Genomic DNA, 14,857 nt, shown 5'->3' with positions numbered 1-14,857 from the left:
ACCTGTTCCGAAAACCCAGACACGGCCTCGTCGAGCGCCATCCGCGAAAGGCACCACCCATGACCGACACCCCCCTGGACTACGCGACCGCTGGCGTCGACACCGCTGCGGGCGACCGAGCCGTCGAGCTGATGAAGAGCGCGGTGGCCGCCACCCACGACTCCACCGTCCTGGGCGCGACCGGCGGATTCGCCGGCATGGTTGACGCGTCGGCTCTGCTGGGCATGGAGAAGCCGCTGCTCGCGACCTCCACGGACGGCGTGGGCACGAAGATCGCGATCGCGCAGGCCATGGACGTGCACGACACGATCGGCCAGGACCTGGTCGGCATGGTCGTCGACGACATCGTCGTGATCGGCGCGCGCCCGGTCCTCATGACCGACTACATCGCCTGCGGGCACGTGGTCCCCGAGCGCATCGCCTCCATCGTCACCGGCATCGCGCGGGCCTGCGAGGCCACGGGCACCCCCCTCATCGGCGGCGAGACTGCCGAGCACCCCGGCGTCATGGAACCCGACGACTACGACATCGCGGGCGCCGCGACCGGCGTCGTGGACGCCTCCAAGCTGCTGGGCCCCGAGCGCGTGGCCGACGGTGACGTCGTCATCGCCATGGCGTCTTCGGGCCTGCACTCCAACGGCTACTCGCTGGTGCGCTCCGTCGTCTCCCGCGTTGGCGCCTCGCTGGAGTCCCACGTGGCCGAGTTTGGCCGCACCCTCGGCGAGGAGCTCCTCGAGCCCACGCGTCTGTACACGCGCCTGTGCCTTGACCTGGTCGAGCGCTTCGGCGTCGGCGGCATCCACGCCTACTCGCACGTCACCGGCGGCGGCCTGGCCGCGAACCTGTCGCGCGTCCTGCCTGTCGGCGCGGTGGCGACGGTTGACCGCTCCACGTGGACCATCCCCGCCGTGTTCGACTGGGTGCGCCGCGGCGGCGACGTCACCTGGGTCGGCATGGAGGACTCCCTGAACCTGGGCGTCGGCATGGTCGCCGTCGTCTCCGCGTCCGTGGCCTCCGAGGTCCTGTCCGCGATCAACGAGGCCGGGGTGGCCGCGTGGGTCCTGGGCTCCGTCACGTCGGCCGGCGCCGACGGTGTGGTCAGTGGGTTTGGCCCGGTGGCCGACCTGAGCGCTGACTCCTCCGGCGTGCGCCTCATCTCCGGCACGAAGGGCGTCCAGGCGGGCGCCGTGCTGCTGCACGGCGAGTACCGCGTCGGCTGAGCATTGTGTGGCCTGAGCTGAGCTGAGCGTCTGCTCTGAGCACGCGTGAGGGGTCGAGGCCTGGTGGCCTCGGCCCCTCGTCGCGTGTGTGCGCGTCAGAAATAGCGGTGCGGGTGCGCCAAAGCGGCGGACCGGTTCTCGGTCCGCCGTGTGGCTGAGCCGTTACTTAGTGGAGGATCCACCCGTCCAGAAGGACTCATCGAGCTGCTCAGGATCGATGTCGTCTTCTTCCGCGGGCATCTCGGCGAAGTCGGCGTATTTCGAGTAGAGGTCGTCGTCGATCGCATCGTCCTCTTCGGGCTCGTCCGCCGGCACGTGTGCCAGGTACGAGTCCTCATCCGCCAGCTCGCGCTGAAGTGCGTTTAGGTCGGTGTCGGGGCTGAAATACTTCAGCTTCCGAGCGACTTTCATCTGCTTAGCCTTTTGACGGCCGCGCCCCATGGCGTCGACCCCCTCCGCGTCGTTCGGGTCCGCGTGAAGCGGTTCCCTGGGTGTTCAAAATGTTTCGTGGGACCATCATAGCTAATGACGGGCCTTGACCTCACCTTGGATTGCGTTTTGCGCGCTCAGCGGAGCGGCTTCAGGGGCGCGGAAGCCCACGAAACTGGGGAAACAGAACCGGCGCAACCCGCGGCCAGTGTGGCCGGAGTTACGCCGGTTCGCGTCAGTTGGTGCTTACAGGGCCTCGGTCACGTTGGACTTGAGGGCCTGGAGCGTGTGCGCGGCGGCCTCGCGGGCGGCGCGGCGGGCCTCGCGACGGGAGCGACGCGACGAGCGGGTCGCCAGCAGGACGATCACGCCGATGGCGCCGACCGCGGACAGGGCGACGACGCCGACCTTCTTGATGGCCTCGGCGTTACCGCCGGCGGCGTCCTGCAGGGTCAGCGACGCGGACTGCTTGAAGGAGGTGAAGCGGGCGCTGGCCTCTTCCTTCGCCTCCTGGGCGAGGGCGGCGGGCTGGACGCGCGCGTACAGCTGGTCAATCGTGGCGGCCAGTTCGGCGCGCTGACGCTCGAGGTCGGCGGTGATCTGGGCTTCCGTGCGCGGCTCGGCGGGGGCGGCCTCGCCGACGGTCACGTTACGCGTATCGAGGTTGGTGCTCACTTGCCCAGTCCCTTCTCGATGGCTTCCTTGGTGGCGGCGACCGACGCGGCCGGGTCGGGGCGGTGGGCCTGCGCGCTCTTCAGGGAGCTGACGCCCACGAGCGCGAGGATCAGCACGATCAGGAGGAGGATGCCGACGACGATCAGCGACGCCGCCCACGCGGGGACGACGAGTTCGAGGGCGACCTCGATCGTGTGGAAGACCCACCCCAGCAGGTAGAGCGCGAAGACCGCGGCGGCCACGAGGAGGCCGATGCCCTTACCGCTCTTGGATGCGAAGGCGCGCAGCTTCGCCTTATTCAGTTCGACCTCGTCGCGGATGATGCTGGAGAGCTGTCCGGTGACGGACGCGAAGAGGGCGCCGATGCTGGGGCGCGCCTCGCCGGAGGCGCGTGCGGGCTCTGCGGGGGGCGGGTACTGCCCGGGCTGAGGGGTGGGCTGAGTCATGGATGCTCCTGCGCGTACGGTTGAACGAGGCGATGCCTCGCCTGATACGCCTAGTGTCTCACGAAGAATGGCGGCTCGCAGTGACCGTTACGTTACTCCTGCGGGGCAATCGAGCCGGGCAGGTCGGAGAGGATCTTGCGGGCGCGCACGACCAGGTCGGAAACCTCGGGCTCGGCCAGGGCCGGGTCCTCGGCTTCGACGACGGGGATGCCGCGCATCGCGGTCTCGGTGCGGGGCTCGGGCGAGGCCTGGGGGACCTCGGTCGCCTGGGTTGCTTGGGTGGGTGCTGCCTCCACGCGGGTGGTCGCCGCGTCGAGGGCGGCCTCGGCTGCTTCCTCGGGTTCGGGGGCCTGCTGAGCGTCCGAGGTCTGTGCCCCGGCCTCGTCGGAGGTGCCGAGCGGGTGCCACGCGGGGGCCGAGGAGGAGCCGGTGGGGGAGATGACCTCGTCGAAGGAGGCGGGCAGCGCCGAGGGGATCGGGCCGAGGAGGGCCTTGGGTTCCTCGGGGTTGGCCTCCAGGGAGGCGGCGATGATCGCGGCGGACGGGCTCGGCGCGTCGAGGGCGACCCGGCCGTTCGTGAGGAGGATCGCGCGGTCGGAGGTGGCCGCGACCTCGGCGTTCGGGGTTGCGATGACGACCGCGCAGCCCGCGTCCGCGAGGGAACGCAGGAGGGGGTCGAGCTCGTCGCGCGCGGCGGCGGGCAGGGAGACCGGGTCTTCGATGAGGAAGACCTCGGCGCCGGACACGATCGCGCGGGCGATGAGGGCCTTGAAGCGCTCCCACTCGGAGAGCTCGGAGGGGCGCAGGTCGACCCGCTGGGCGAGGCCCGTGATCTGCAGGGCCCCCACGAGGTTGTCCCAGTCGGCGACGGAGCCCGTCGCGGACAGGGGTGCGAGGATGTTCTGGCGGATCGTCAGGGACTCGTCGAGCGGGGAGTCCGCGCGGATCAGCGCGACCGAGCCGATGCGGCCCGCGAGGCGTGCGGCCAGCGAGCGCGAGGGCGCGGCGACGATGCGGCCGGCCTGCGGCTCCTCGAGGCCCGCGAGGATCAGGAAAAGGGCGCGGGCGCGGCGGCCCGTCGGGTCCAGGATCGCGCTCAGCGAGCGGGCGCGGAAGCCCAGGTCGATATTGGCGAGGAGGACCGCGCCGGTCACGTGGTCCGTGTAGGTCAGGCCCAGGCCGGCGACCTGGACGCGGCCGCCGCGGCCCTTCGCGGAGAAGGAACGGCGCGAGCGGTACCAGGGGCGCGGCTCGGCGGGCGGCAGGTGGATGGGGGCGGCGACGGCGTTGTTGGCGTTCGTTGCTGCGCTGTTGGTGTTCGGTGCCGCGCTGTTGGCGGGCGTGAGCTCCTGGGCGGGCTGGTCGGGCCCGGCCTGCTTGGCGGGCGCGGTCTCGGGCGCGATGTCGCTGACGGTCTCCGTGGCGGTCTCCGCTGCTGCGGCAGTGTCGGTCGCGAGCGCGGCGGGGGTGGCCTCGGCCTCGTCGGTTGTGACGAGGGGGGTGGAGGACACGAGGGTCTCCTGCAGGTCCTGCGCGCCGTCGTCGGCGAGCGCCTCTGCGGGGGTGTCGGCGATGGGGGCGTCGGCCTCGTGGGTGGTGCCGCTGAGGATCTCCTCGAACGACGAGAGGGCGCTGCGCTGGGCGGGCGCCTCGTCGGAGGTGTGGGCGGGGGTCGAGGCGGCTCGCTCGGCGCCGGTGCGGGCGGCGTCGGCCGTCACGTCGGCCAGCTCCTGGCTGTCCGAGCCATGCAGGTTTTCACGCGGGTCATTCGACATGCCCCCATTGTTTCAGGATCGCGCCCCTCGTGTCGCAGTGGCGCGCGGAAGTGGGTGGGGAGATACGTTTGTGAGGTCCTGCGAGCGCTCGATGCGACCGCGGTCGCGGTGTTCCCCGGCAGGGGATGATCCCGTGTAGTGCATCAGGAGGACGTATTCCCCGCGTGAGCGGGGATAAGTCCCGATCAGGAAATGCTCAATCAAATTGAGCAAACAAATGCTCCTGAACATCGTTCAGGAGCACATGAAAGCGAGAGGATATCTTGGTACATGGGGTCTTTACAGCCAGAAGCTGAAGGCAGTCCCGCACCCGAAGCTGCTGGAGCAGCTTCCTTTGAACGCTCTGCTACCAGACGTCCTACCGTATCCTCTCGCTGCGTCGATACTAGTCTCAAGGTTGGTTTCGGTTAAGAAAGACATGTAAACAACGCTCTCCTGCTGTCACTGGTTTGATCGAAGTTTTTCCCTGTGAGCAGGGATGAGGCGTTCTTGAAACAGTGATAAGGCGCGTACGAGGGTGGCAGCCAGCCCACCTGGGAGTGATCCCCGGGCAGGCGGGCCACCATCGTCGTCGATACGGACCGCCTGAACGACGAAGGCGGCCGCGTCCTCATCGCCCTCGGCATCCTCGAGGCCGTCGAAGCATGCCCCGCGCCTCCGAGACGGTCGTGCGCCTCGACGGCACCTACATCCACGACGACGAGTGGGACGCGGTTGAGTCCTGATGCGTTTCGGTCGTCCCGAGCGAGGGGTAGGAGGGTGGTCGTGGCGCGCCCGGATGGACCAAGAGGGCCACGCAAAAGTTCGCCGAAAATTGATCATCCAAACGCGCCCGCGAGAACCCGATGCCTGTTACGCTAATCACTGTTTCTTCCGGGTTCTTTCTCTCTGTTGAAACGTTCTGTGTAAACGGACGCGCCCACGCGACCGCTCGCCGCCGGTTTCTCTCACACTTTCCCGGCGATCACGAGCGCGCGCGGGCGCGTTCGCGTAAGACTGTGCCCCGACCTCGTCGATACGAGGCCGGGGCTCAGTGCGTCAGATCCGTACCCTCACGCGGAGGGTGGGGCGGTCAGGCTCCCCGTCGGCGAGCGGCCACCGCCAGCGCGCCCAGCAGGCCCAGCACGCCGGCACCAGCGAGGACGCCAGCCATGTCGGCGCCCGTGCGAGCCAGCTGCTTCGGCGCGGGAGCCGAAGGCGTGGGAGGCGTGGCCGGGGGAGTGGGCGAGCTCGGCGTCGAGGGAGCCGACGGGGTCGGTGTGGCCGAAGGAGTCGGGGTGGTCGACGGAGTCGGCTCGGGCGTCACCGACGGCGTAGGCGTCGGGGTAACGGTTGGCGTCGGAGACGGAGACGGAGACGGAGACGGGGTCACGGACGGGGTCGGGCTCGGCTCCGGCGTGGGAGTTGCGGAAGGAGTGGGCTCCGGCGTGGGAGTTGTGGAAGGCGTCGGCTCAGGCGTCGGCGTCACCGACGGGGTGGGCGTCGGATTCGCGTTGCCGTTCGCGTCGCCCGAGCCGTCCGAGTGGATGTCCACGCCGCCCGTGTACAGCTTCGCGTTGATGAGCGCGTCGTTGTGGAAGGTGACGCCGTTACGAACCGTGGCCAAGTTGTTGATCGTGGCCTCGTACTGTAGGACGTAGGTGCCGTTGTTCGTCAGGCGCGGGAACGTCGCGGTGAACCCGGTGCCGTCGGCGCTGGCCTCCATCGTGAAGGTGCCGTCGCCGATCGACGCGCCGGCCTTGAGGGCGGGCGCCTGATCGGCCTGGAACTCAGCGTCGTTGTTGTAGTAGTAGAGATTCTCCGACCCGGGCACCAGCGAGTAGCCGCCGGAGCTCATGTCGAAGGTATCAACGATCTCGACCTCGGTTGCACCCTCGGGCAGCTGGGATCCCTTGATGTCGATCTCCCAGATGATCCGCGAGGGGTCGCCTTCCTTGGGCAGGCCCCACTTCTGGGTGTTGGGCAGGGTGCGCTCGTACGTGCCGGAGATCGAGCCGCCGGGCAGGTCCACGATGACAGCGGTGCCGTTGACCGGGAAGGACACTGTCGACGAGGTCGTGGCGTGCACCGCCTTCGTGCGCACGGTGCCGTGGCCGATGATGCTGTGATGGTCCCTTGCGTACTCGCCGAAGGTGCAGGTCATGGACACGCCCTCACCCACGGGGACGGAGCAGTCAACGACGGGGACCTTGTCCTCGTTGAGCATGCTGAAGTTCAGCGTCGAGCTGCCCGAGTCCGAGATAATCCTAAGCTCGGGGGGAATCTGAATGGTGAACGTGTCGCCGGGCGCGACGTCCTTGCCGGTCGTGTCAATGTCGAAGGACATGGTCATGACGTGGATGCCGACGGTGGGCGCGGTGGTTTCCTTGTCCTCGCGCGCCAGCGAGATCTTGGTGACGACGCCGACGGAGCTGGCGTAGGAGGGGGCGATCGCGATGAACGCGGCCAGCAGGCCGGCGACGATCATCCCGACAGCGAGCGGGAAAAGGCGCCCGATACTGCGTGGGTGCACGTGAGTCTCCATTCGTCATGGATGGGGGCCGAGGCCGTGGCGCGTGCGTCGGGGTGGCTGCCCATCCGCTCTGGTTAGCAAGTAATGATGCTGATGGGAAGGCTACGCCTGTCTGTCATGGGCTGCGCGTTTAATGTCGTCTATTTGTCCACGTTATGGAGGGTTTGTTTTGGTCGTCTAGCGATTCAACGGACATTAAGCCGGTTGGAAATGTCAGCATTCGGGCGGCGTTCTGGTTGTTCGGTAATTAATTGACTGGCGTTACTATTTTTTGTCGCCCAGTCGCATTAGTGGTGAAGCTCATATGAGCTGCTTCGCTTATTGGGTGTGGCGCAAGGCCTCGCGGTCTCCAGAAATTTCGCACGTAATTCCCTTGAAGGTGCTTCAAACTGTGAACGTTGATCGTTGGGATTGCAACGTTTTCTGGCGTGCTTGAAAAATGACCGTTGGAAATTATGTGCGAAATTTGTCTGGTCGCGTGTGTGGAGCTGTCGCATGGACCTTCTGAAAAGTGGCCCCCGCCCCAGGTAAAAAGCATGTGCGTGGCCTCGGTCCTGGTGGCCGCGTCGGTGCAATGGATAAAACAAAAACCCCGAAGCGAATGCTTCGGGGACTTGCTGGTGGCTCCGACCGGCGTCGATCCGGTGACCTTTCGATTTTCAGTCGAACGCTCTACCAACTGAGCTACAGAGCCAAGACCTGAACCAAAAGGTCTGGTCGGCGACCCCGACGGGACTTGAACCCGCGACCTCCGCCGTGACAGGGCGGCGCGCTAACCAACTGCGCTACGGGGCCTTACAACAGGTAAGACCTATTGAATTGTTCCAATCACATAAGCGACCGGTGGTACCCCCAACGGGATTCGAACCCGTGTCGCCGCCGTGAAAGGGCGGTGTCCTAGGCCGCTAGACGATGGGGGCCTGCTTGGCCGTCGAACTGGCGTCCGAAGACGGGAGATAGTTTAGGCAGAACGCGCGGGGCGCGTCAAAACGAAATCAAGTGACAGCTAACACATTACCGAAAAACGTTGCAATTGTGCGGAATTCACAGGATTTCATCAGCTAGGCGACCTACCCTTGATGCATGACTATGACACCAGCAGTCGGTGCCCTCGCCCAGGCCTCGGACGCCCTCACGCGGGCGATCGCCGACCCACAATCCGGGGCGGAGGGCGCCGTGGCCACGACCATCGACATCACCCTCCTGATCCTCGGCCCGCTCGTCGGCGCCTTCGTGGGTATCGTCCTCTCGGTTCTCCTCTCCGCCCTGGCACGTAAGGCGCTCTCGAAGGCGGCCACGGCCTCGTCGATCCTGGCGCGCGTGCGTCGTCCGGGTCACTTCACCTTCGCGGCCTGGGGAGCGTGGGCGGGGCTCGGCATCGCGCTGGTCAATCCACACCTGTCCGACTGGAACGGCACGTCGATCACGACGTTCCTCATGCACGTGCTGCTCGTCGTCGCCCTCGCCTGCCTGACGTGGATGGCGTACGCCGCCGCGTGGGTCTTCGAGGACGCCGCCAAGGCTCGCCAGGATTCTGACCAGGGGCGTTCACGCCGTTTCGAGACTCAGGCCCAGGTGCTGCGCCGGCTCACCCAGTCGATCGTCGTCGTCGTGGGCGTGGTCGCCATCATCGGCACCTTCGAGGTCGCCCGCCAGGCCATGACGACCGTCCTGGCCTCCGCCGGCGTCATCTCGGTGATCGCCGGTCTCGCCGCCCAGCAGACCCTCGGCAACGTCTTCGCCGGCCTGCAGCTGGCCTTCACCGACGCGATCCGCGTGGGCGACGTCGTGGTTGCCGGCGACAAGCATGAGACGGGTTCCGTTGAGGAAATCACGCTCTCCTACGTGGTCGTGCGCATCTGGGACGAGCGCCGCCTCATCATTCCGTGCCGCTACTTCACGCAGACGCCCTTCGAGAACTGGACGCGCCGTGCCGCCGCCCAGCTCGGCACCGTCGAGCTCAAACTCGACTGGTCCGCACCAATGACCCTGATCCGAGCCAAGGTCGAGCAGCTCCTGACCGCCACCGACCTGTGGGACGGTCGCACGTGGGGCGTGCAGATCACGGACTCCGACGAGTACACCGTCACCGTGCGGGTCCTCGTCTCCGCGAAGAACTCCGGCCACCTCTCCGACCTGCGCGCGTACCTGCGTGAGCAGATCATCGCGTGGATCGTCACCGAAGAGCCGTGGGCACGCCCCGCCCAGCGCATCGAGCCGCGCCAGACCGTCACCGTCGAGCAGGACATGAGCCGCGAACGCATCGCGCGCCTGGCCGCCGAGCTCGCCGGGATCTCCGGCACGAACGAGGCCGTGGCCGCCACGGGCACGTCGGCTTCCCACGCGGGTACGCCCGCGTCGGCCGGTGAGCAGTCCAGCGTCGCGACGGGTGGCGCCGCCTCCGCGATCTCCGCGTCCGGTGCCGCGCCCGCCGCTCCCAAGGACCCCGCGCACGCCGCGCGCATGGTCGCCGCCCGCCGCAAGGCCAAGCGCGCCCGCCGCCGTGCCATGGCCGACCGCCAGCGCGAACTCGCCGAGGGCGGCCCCAGCGCCTCCCGCGACGAAACCCAGGTGATCTCCAAGAGCGCTCTGCGCAAGATCATCGAGGCCGCCGGCAACGCGAACCCGCAGCTCACCCAGACCCTCACCGCCACCTCCATCGGCCGAGGCGAGCGCTTCTTCTCCGGCTCCGCCGAAGCCGAGGAACGCGCCGCCGCCCTCGAGGGCCCGGGTGAAGAGGTCTACGCCGAGCGCGAGGCCGAGGCCCGCCGCGCCCAGGAGCGCCGCGAAGCCCACAAGCGCCGCGAAGCCGAGGCCCTTGACCCCGAGGCCACCCTCGCCCTGGCAGCCGTCGGCGTTGAGCCGGTTGTTGCCGACAACGAGGCGCCCGAGAACGAGGAGCCCGAGGATGCTCAGGATACGGTCCCCGATTCTGCAGCCGCCGATTCTGCGGAGGGTACGGGTGCCGAGCGCGCGGACGATGCGACCGTGAAGGAGGCCGCGGCTGATTCTGTCGCAGATGATTCCGCCGACGAGAAGCCCGAATCTGGCGCCGCCGGATCCGAAACCGTCGACGACCAGGTCGAGGGCGTGAAGCCAGAGGCCGACGCGGAGTCTGCCGATGTCGCTTCCGCTGAGGAACAGGCCGCCGACGCGCAGCCTGCCCCCGCGCAGGGTGAGACCCCCGCCGACGCGGCCACCGACGCTGGCGCATCCGCCGATTCCGGCGACTCGCGCGCCGCCGATTCGCAGGAGGACAGCGCCCCCGTCGAGGATGCTGAGCGTGAGGGCGCACCCGCCCCCGACGCGCCCGAGGAAACGGGCGACGAGGGGGAGGCCCAGGCCTCGTCGGACGTTGAACTTTCCCCGGACGAGCAGGAGACCATGCCGATCCCCGCGCGTGAAACATCCGTGAAACATCCCGTGCAGGTGCCCCCGCCCGTGCGCACCGGTCGGCCCGTCATGACCGACACGGTTCAGGCGATCGCGCCGGCACTCGTGCCGCCGCCCGCGCCGACCCCCGCCGAGATGGCCGCATCGCGCGCGCCCGAGGACGAGGCCGACGAACCCGCCGTCCACCCCGGCTGGTACGCGGTCGCGGAAGAGGCGCGCCTCGACGCGGAAACACGCCCCACGCCCACGGTGAAGCCCGCGCGCGTGTCCATCATGGACTTCTTCCCCGCCGTTGCCCCCACCGGCGCCGAGGCCGATATGCTGCGCGCCGTCACCGGCCAGATCCCGGCCGTCGAGCCGCGTGAGCCGAAGGCCGAGAACGCCGAGTCTGTGGTGGCCGAAAAGACCGCGACCGACGAGGCCGTGGCCCCCGAGAGTGCGCCCGCGGAGGACTCGGCCCCCGAGGTCGAGACCCCCGAGGTTGATGCTGCGCAGAAGGACGCCGCCGACGAACCCACTGCCGACGCCGAGGCGACCATCGTCATGGATCCCGTGGAGGCCGAAGAGGCCGGCGCGCTCGACTCCGACGCCACGCAGGTCCTGCCCGCCGTCGACGAGCCCGCGGACGAGACCCTCGTAATGCCCGCTGCGGCCATCGCCGAGCCGGCTTCTGAGGCCGCGAAGGCTGAGGATGCCGCCGCGACAGAGGGTGTTGCGGCGGAAGAGGAAGCCCCGGCGAAGAAGGAGCCCGCCAAGAAGACGGCCTCCACCAAGGCTGGCGCGAAGAAGGCTCCCGCAAAGAAGGCGGCCACCAAGAAGGCCTCGACCGCAAAGAAGGGCGCCAAAAAGTCCTCCGACGCGGCCGACAAGGTAGCCGACGCGACCCCTGAAAAGGACGCGAAGGCTCCCGCCAAGAAGGCCACCGCGAAGAAGCCCGCCGCCAAGAAGGGTGCCGCCAAGAAGGCGACTCCCAAGAAGGCAGCGGCGAAGAAGACCTCCAACGCAGGACCCGCCACCAATGAGTGATGGGGACAGGTGAACGGGCCACGGCCTCGTCACTGAGGCCAGCGCGAGGAAAACGGACCGCCCGCGCCCACGCACATACGTGCACGGGCGCGGGCGGTCCGCGACAATAGAGGCATGACTGCTCCCGATCCTGCCGCCCACAGTGAGACGCCCGGCCCGGAGCGGTGACCGCGAACTGAGCCACCGCCTCGTCGATGGAGGAGCGCAAGGAAAGCGGCCGCACGCGTGCGAGGGCGCGGACGGCGCGGGACAATAGATCCATGAACGCTACTGATCTCGCTGCCCGCACCGACGCCGAGTGGAAGAAGCTCCTGAGCCCCATGCGCTACCACGTGCTGCGCGAGGCCGGCACCGAGCGCCCCTTCACCGGTGAGCTCCTCGACGAGGCGCGCGTCGGCACCTACTCGTGCGCGGCCTGCGGATCCAAGCTCTTCGACTCCGACGCGAAATTCGACTCCTCCTGTGGGTGGCCCTCCTTCTTCCAGGCGCACGACGGTGCGACCGTCGAGAGCGTCGACACCAGCCACGGCATGATCCGCACCGAGGTGCGCTGTGCGACCTGCGGCTCCCACCTCGGCCACGTTTTCCCCGACGCGCCCGATCAGCCCACCGGCATGCGCTACTGCATGAACTCGGCGGCCCTCACCTTCGCGCCCGCCCAGTGAACGCGCCCGCGCAGCGCCCCGTCACCGACCGCATTCCGCCCCAGCTCTACATCGTCGGCTCCGGCCTCATCCAGTACGTCGGCGCGGCGCTCGCGGTTATTGCCTTCGCGTCCGTCGAACCTGCCTCCGTCGCCTGGTGGCGCGTCCTGACCGGCGCGGTCGTCCTGCTGGCCTGGAAGCGTCCGTGGCGCGGCGGCCTCACGCGCTCCGACCTGGCTATTTCCGCGCTCTTCGGCATCATCATCCTGACGATGAATTCCTCGTTCTACGAGTCGATCGCGCGCATCCCCCTGGGCACCGCCGTCTCCATCGAGTTCATCGGCCCCGTCGCCGTCGCCGTCATCAGGGGCCGCGGCTGGCGGCCGCGCATCGCCGCCGTTCTCGCATTCGCTGGGGTGGCGTGCATCGGCGGGCTCGCCCTCGACCTGAGCGTGCCGAGCGTGCGCGTCGGTGTCGCCTGGATCCTCCTCGCGGCCCTAGCCTGGTCGGCCTACATCGTCGTCGGGCAGAAGGCCTCGACCACGCGCGACGGGGTCACGAACCTGGCGCTCGGATGCGCGTGGGGCACCCTGTTTTTCGCGCCCTTCCTCGGTCCGGGCGCGATGGCGGCCCTGGCCTCGTGGAAGCTGATGGCGATCGTCGTCGGTGTGGGCCTGCTGTCCACCGCGATTCCCTACACCTTCGAGGCGCTCGCGATGCGGCGCCTGGCCGCGTCGACCTTCGCGCTGTTTGCCGCGATTCTGCCGGCCACATCCGCCCTGGTCGGAGCCGTCATGCTGCGCCAGATCCCCGGCGTCTTCGAACTCATCGGCCTGGTCCTCGTGTCGGTCGCGGTCTGGCTGGCCTCGCGCGAGTAAGGGCGTATGAGCGGGCTTTGTGGGGCGCGATATGCCATGTCAGCCGACAGGGGCAGCCTGTCGGCGGCAAAGCTGGCGCCGTTCGCTGATGTCGTCGCAATAAGGCGCCCGATCCGGATAGGCTGTGACGATCTGGATAGGTTGTGACGATCTGGATAGCTTATTAACCTATCCGGATGCGTGTTACCTATCCGGAAGTGCGCAACCTATCCGGATGCGCGTTATCTATCCGGATGCACGTGCGTTGCGATGTTACAAACGTCGTCAAACCACCCCGTTTTTCCAGGGGGTTTAGCGCTCCTTGTTACAAACGTCGTCAATCCGAGCCCGAAATCGGCATTTTCTGGCGTTTTAGCCCGCAGATTGACGACGTTTGTAACATGCGGGGTCGGAGACGCGTTGAAAATGCTGCGGATTGACGACGTTTGTAACAACAGCCGGGCGCGTCGGCCTTTCGAGGGGTTCCTATGGGTTTTATCCGGGGATGTTGAATACCCTCAGTCGAGGCTGAGGTGGCGAGGCGCGCGCTTGCCGCCGCGGGCGATCACCCAGAACGCGAACCACGCGCCGGCCGAGCCGACGATCATGACGAGCACCATCGGCACGGCGCTGTCGCCGCCCGAGGTCGCCAGGGGAGCGGCAATGCCGTTCGCGATCGACTGGAACACACCCATCACGGATGATGCCGTGCCCGCGTGCTCGCGTGCCTCGCTCATGGCCTGCGCGCCGGAGTTGCCGAAAATAAACGCGTTCGCCGTCATGATGAGCGCGAAGCCCACGCACGTGAGGATCAGCGGCAGGTCGAGGAGGAACGTCGAGATTGCCAGTGTTACCACGCCGGTCGCCGCGATCGTGAGGCCCGCGATGATGAGTGTGCGTGGCGTGAAGTGGGAGATCAGGCGCACGTTGACCAGCGCGAAGCCGGTCGACAGCAGCGCGTTAAACGCAAACACCCACGCGAAGGCCATGGGGGACAGGCCCAACGGCCCCTGCAGCACGTAGGTGGCGTTCGAGATGTAGCCGAACATGCAGAAGCTCGAGAAGGCGTTGGTCAGCATGAAGCCCACGAAGGGGCGGATGCGCACGACCTGGACGAGGCCCTGGAAGAACCGCGGAATACCGCCGGGGTGGCGGCGCTCCTCGGGCAGGGACTCGGGCACGACGAACCACGCGAGGGCCGCCATGAGCAGCGTGAAGGCGGCGAGCGCCCAGAAGACGACCCTCCACGTCGCGTGCGTGATGATGAAGGCGCCGAGGACCGGGGCGAGCATCGGAGCGAAGCCGACGATCGCCTGGAGGAGACTCATCGCGCGAGCCAGTGTCTTGCCGTGCGCGACGTCGACGAGGATCGCGCGGCCCACCGAGGAGGCGACGCCGCCGCCGAGGCCCTGGAAGACTCGGCCTACGAGGAGCACCCAGATGTTGGGCGTGAACACGCAGATCATGGAGCCGACGAGGGCGATGATGCCGCCCGCGACGATGGGGCGGCGGCGCCCGATCTGGTCCGAGATGGCTCCGCCCAGGACCTGGCCGGACGCGTAGCCCACGAAGAAGGTTGTGAGCGTGAAGCCGAGCATCGTCGAGTTTGTCGCCAGGTCCGCTGTGATCTGCGGGAACGCGGCCGAATACATGTCGGTCGCCATTGGCGGCACGGCGTTCTGCACGGCCAGCGTGATCAGCAGGGCGACCGTGAGCGCCCCGCCGACGATTCCGCCTCGGTCCCGGGTGTCGTTAGTCGTCATGGTGCGATTGTGCACCCTTTAGGGCGCTAAATAGACACTGCGGTTGATTATTTGACGCATCTCGCACGTTTGATTCTCCCGACCTGCGCAGATGCGGTGCCGCAGAGGTCGTTCAGT

General features: G+C 67.8%; 10 protein-coding genes and 3 tRNA genes. 4 read left to right on the top strand and 9 right to left on the bottom strand.

Annotation, left to right across the window (positions count from 1 at the left end; genetic code table 11):
• The first annotated feature begins 59 nt into the window (after positions 1–59).
• Complete coding sequence (gene purM, locus JJJ16_RS09325; protein WP_219752448.1) at positions 60–1,220, top strand: phosphoribosylformylglycinamidine cyclo-ligase; 1,161 nt, start codon at positions 60–62, stop codon at positions 1,218–1,220.
• Between the two features lie 162 nt (positions 1,221–1,382).
• Here purM and JJJ16_RS09320 read toward each other — a convergent pair whose 3' ends face one another.
• From JJJ16_RS09320 to JJJ16_RS09285, 8 genes are all read right to left on the bottom strand, one after another.
• Positions 1,383–1,661, bottom strand: a complete 279-nt coding sequence (locus tag JJJ16_RS09320; protein WP_003790993.1) for a DUF3073 domain-containing protein — start codon at positions 1,659–1,661, stop codon at positions 1,383–1,385.
• A gap of 234 nt (positions 1,662–1,895) precedes the next feature.
• The gene (locus JJJ16_RS09315; protein ID WP_219752446.1) at positions 1,896–2,324 is read right to left on the bottom strand and encodes a DUF3618 domain-containing protein; all 429 of its coding nucleotides are present in this window, start codon (positions 2,322–2,324) and stop codon (positions 1,896–1,898) included.
• On the bottom strand, positions 2,321–2,770 hold the full coding sequence (locus JJJ16_RS09310) for a phage holin family protein (protein WP_219752444.1): 450 nt from the start codon (positions 2,768–2,770) through the stop codon (positions 2,321–2,323). Before JJJ16_RS09310 ends, JJJ16_RS09315 begins: the two co-directional genes overlap by 4 nt.
• Before the next feature lie 92 nt (positions 2,771–2,862).
• On the bottom strand, positions 2,863–4,545 hold the full coding sequence (locus JJJ16_RS09305) for an ATP-binding cassette domain-containing protein (protein ID WP_219752442.1): 1,683 nt from the start codon (positions 4,543–4,545) through the stop codon (positions 2,863–2,865).
• Between the two features lie 1,072 nt (positions 4,546–5,617).
• Positions 5,618–7,057 (bottom strand): Ig-like domain-containing protein, encoded by a 1,440-nt coding sequence (locus JJJ16_RS09300; RefSeq protein ID WP_219752436.1) that lies wholly within the window; start codon positions 7,055–7,057, stop codon positions 5,618–5,620.
• A gap of 618 nt (positions 7,058–7,675) precedes the next feature.
• Positions 7,676–7,751 (bottom strand) — tRNA-Phe (locus JJJ16_RS09295).
• A 27-nt stretch (positions 7,752–7,778) separates the two neighbouring features.
• Positions 7,779–7,852: transfer RNA gene (locus JJJ16_RS09290), tRNA-Asp, on the bottom strand.
• Positions 7,853–7,901: 49 nt separating this feature from the next.
• A tRNA-Glu gene (locus tag JJJ16_RS09285) sits at positions 7,902–7,977 on the bottom strand.
• Positions 7,978–8,140: 163 nt separating this feature from the next.
• On the opposite strand from JJJ16_RS09285, the gene JJJ16_RS09280 reads away from it, so the two are divergent.
• From JJJ16_RS09280 to JJJ16_RS09270, 3 genes are all read left to right on the top strand, one after another.
• Complete coding sequence (locus JJJ16_RS09280; RefSeq protein ID WP_219752434.1) at positions 8,141–11,476, top strand: mechanosensitive ion channel domain-containing protein; 3,336 nt, start codon at positions 8,141–8,143, stop codon at positions 11,474–11,476.
• A 260-nt stretch (positions 11,477–11,736) separates the two neighbouring features.
• Positions 11,737–12,141 carry a peptide-methionine (R)-S-oxide reductase MsrB gene (gene msrB, locus JJJ16_RS09275; RefSeq protein ID WP_219752432.1) on the top strand — a complete coding sequence of 135 codons (405 nt, stop codon included), beginning with the start codon at positions 11,737–11,739 and terminating at the stop codon, positions 12,139–12,141.
• A complete protein-coding gene (locus tag JJJ16_RS09270; RefSeq protein WP_219752431.1) occupies positions 12,138–12,998 on the top strand; it encodes an EamA family transporter in 861 nt (286 codons plus the stop codon). The genes msrB and JJJ16_RS09270 overlap by 4 nt, the downstream gene beginning before the upstream one ends.
• A 497-nt stretch (positions 12,999–13,495) precedes the next feature.
• Here JJJ16_RS09270 and JJJ16_RS09265 read toward each other — a convergent pair whose 3' ends face one another.
• Positions 13,496–14,740, bottom strand: coding sequence for a multidrug effflux MFS transporter (locus tag JJJ16_RS09265; protein ID WP_219752429.1), 1,245 nt, complete (start codon positions 14,738–14,740; stop codon positions 13,496–13,498).
• Positions 14,741–14,857 lie beyond the last annotated feature (117 nt).

The organism is Schaalia sp. ORNL0103, from assembly GCF_019429565.1.
Taxonomy (GTDB): domain Bacteria; phylum Actinomycetota; class Actinomycetes; order Actinomycetales; family Actinomycetaceae; genus Pauljensenia.
Note: the sequence above shows the minus strand (reverse complement) of the source record. Positions and strands in the feature narration are given on the sequence as shown.

Coding starts and splice junctions, on each gene's coding strand:
- purM (WP_219752448.1), top strand. CDS start 60: ATGACCGACACCCCCCTGGACTACGCGACCGCTGGCGTCGACACCGCT.
- JJJ16_RS09320 (WP_003790993.1), bottom strand. CDS start 1,661: ATGGGGCGCGGCCGTCAAAAGGCTAAGCAGATGAAAGTCGCTCGGAAG.
- JJJ16_RS09310 (WP_219752444.1), bottom strand. CDS start 2,770: ATGACTCAGCCCACCCCTCAGCCCGGGCAGTACCCGCCCCCCGCAGAG.
- JJJ16_RS09305 (WP_219752442.1), bottom strand. CDS start 4,545: ATGTCGAATGACCCGCGTGAAAACCTGCATGGCTCGGACAGCCAGGAG.
- JJJ16_RS09280 (WP_219752434.1), top strand. CDS start 8,141: ATGACTATGACACCAGCAGTCGGTGCCCTCGCCCAGGCCTCGGACGCC.
- msrB (WP_219752432.1), top strand. CDS start 11,737: ATGAACGCTACTGATCTCGCTGCCCGCACCGACGCCGAGTGGAAGAAG.
- JJJ16_RS09265 (WP_219752429.1), bottom strand. CDS start 14,740: ATGACGACTAACGACACCCGGGACCGAGGCGGAATCGTCGGCGGGGCG.